General features: G+C 70.5%; 2 protein-coding genes. One reads left to right on the top strand and one right to left on the bottom strand.

Going from position 1 to position 1,631, the window contains the following annotated elements:
- A partial coding sequence (locus IEZ21_RS46865; RefSeq protein ID WP_189327910.1) for an XdhC family protein occupies positions 1 to 997 on the top strand: 997 nt, incomplete at its 5' end.
- A 290-nt stretch (positions 998 to 1,287) separates the two neighbouring features.
- Here IEZ21_RS46865 and IEZ21_RS46870 read toward each other — a convergent pair.
- Positions 1,288 to 1,631 (bottom strand): zinc ribbon domain-containing protein (locus IEZ21_RS46870; RefSeq protein WP_189327911.1); only part of this gene is annotated, 344 nt, incomplete at its 5' end.

Genomic DNA, 1,631 nt, shown 5'->3' on the forward strand with positions numbered 1-1,631 from the left:
CTGTGTCGAGGGCGCGGTGTACGAGCTGTGCCGGCAGGTGCTGCGCGACCGCGGCGCCCCGCAGCGGGCCTGGTTCGGGTACTCCGACGACGACGCCTTCGCCGTCGGCCTGACCTGCGGCGGCGAACTCGACGTCCTCGTCCAGCGCATCGACCCCGCGACCCAGCCGCCTCTCGGCGCGGCCCTCGCCGAGGTTGCCGGGGGCCGACCCGCCGCCGTGGCACAGGTCGTCGACGGCCCGGACGGACTGATCGGCGCCACCTTGAGCGTTCTCGGTGACAGCTGGATCGCCGAGAGGACGCTGGACGGGGGATCGACAGGGCGGGCGGTGGCGGACCGGGCCACAGCCCAGCTGCGGGCGGGACGCACCGCGCTCGTCTCGCTCGGCGGGGACGCGGACACCTGCCCGGAGCGGCTCTCCGTCCTCGTCCACGTGGCCGCCACACGCCCCCGCATGCTGATCTTCGGCGCCGTCGACTTCGCCACCGCGCTCAGCCAGGCCGGCCGCTTCCTCGGCTACCGGGTCACCGTGTGCGACGCCCGCCCCGTCTTCGCCACCGCGGCACGCTTCCCGCACGCGGACGAGGTCGTCGTCGACTGGCCCCACCGCTACCTGGAACGCACCGAGGTGGACGCCCGTACCGCCGTCTGCGTCCTCACCCACGACGCCAAGTTCGACATCCCCCTGCTGCAGCTGGCACTCGATCTGCCCGTCGGCTACGTCGGCGCGATGGGATCCCGTCGGACTCACGATGAACGCCTGCGCCTCCTGTACGAAGTCGGCGTCACACAAGACCAGTTGGCTCGGCTGCGCTCCCCGATCGGTCTCGACCTGGGTGCGCGCACGCCTGAGGAGACGGCGATCTCCATCACCGCGGAGATCATCGCCCACACCAACCAGGGCACGGGCCTGTCCCTGACCCTGGGCACGGGCCCGATCCACCGGCCGGGTCACCAGGCAGCCGACGAGCGTCGTGCCCTCAACGCCCGCTACTGACGCCGTGACCGGGCACGCCCTGACGTCCGAGTGGTCGGGCACCGCTGGTCGGCGCCGTCCTTCGCAGTGCGGGGTAGGGAGCTGTTGGCTGTTGTCCTCTGCAGTGTCGGACTTTCTCTGGACTGAAGGCTCGAATGTCGGATTTCCGGGATCCGGCGGTCGTGGCTGGCTTCGGCTCCCCGGCGGGGCGGAACGTTGCGGCGGAAGTCAGCGGACCACAGCGCATGACGCTGTAAGGGAGAGAGTCTTTCTTGAATCCTCCCCTCCCCGAAGGGGAGGGGATTCCTGGCTCAGGCCGCCTCCTGGAGCAGCGCTCCAGGAGGTCTTGTGCCCTCGGCACCAGCCGGGTTGAAACCAGCCCGGACGAGCATCACGCGTGCGGAGTTCTTGTCCCGAGGGGACGCGGTTCCGCACACGGTGCAGGTGTAGGTGCGCTCACCCAGCGGCAGTGCGTGCTTGGCTCTCGCTCCGCACTGCGCGCAGTCCATCGTGGTGTGCGCGGGGTGGACCAGGCGAATGTCCCGCCCATGCTTGCGGCCCATCTCGATCAGGGCCTGCTTGGTGGCGCCGATAGCGGCGTCGACGGCCTTGCGGGCCATGGAGGTCCTGGCCAGGAACTTCGGCTTGAAGTCCT

This window comes from Streptomyces flaveus (genome assembly GCF_014647675.1).
GTDB lineage: Bacteria > Actinomycetota > Actinomycetes > Streptomycetales > Streptomycetaceae > Streptomyces > Streptomyces flaveus.